Raw genomic sequence first — 228 nt, 5'->3', positions numbered from 1 at the left:
TGCTGGCGAAGTGCTCGAGGAGGTTGTGGGCGAGCAGTATTTGTTTCATCGCCGCGAATGCTTGTGGGCCGGTGAGGGCTGGGTCGAGGTGGATGTCGCTGAGTTGCTCGACGATGCCGGCGAACAGTGCTTCGGCATCGATGATGCGGGTGGTGGAACTGCTTGAGCTTGTAGAGCTGGTGGTGGTGTCGTCGATCATGTGCCCTCCCCTGGCGATCGCTGCGATGG

At 61.0% G+C, this 228-nt stretch carries 1 pseudogene; it reads right to left on the bottom strand.

What is annotated here, in order from left to right:
• Positions 1 to 199 (bottom strand): annotated as a pseudogene (locus ACLQ3C_RS21725) (hypothetical protein); the annotation flags it as partial.
• Between the last annotated feature and the right edge of the window lie 29 nt (positions 200 to 228).

This window comes from Gordonia sp. DT30, assembly GCF_049844915.1.
Taxonomy (GTDB): domain Bacteria; phylum Actinomycetota; class Actinomycetes; order Mycobacteriales; family Mycobacteriaceae; genus Gordonia.
This window is presented reverse-complemented; position numbering and strand designations above follow the sequence as displayed.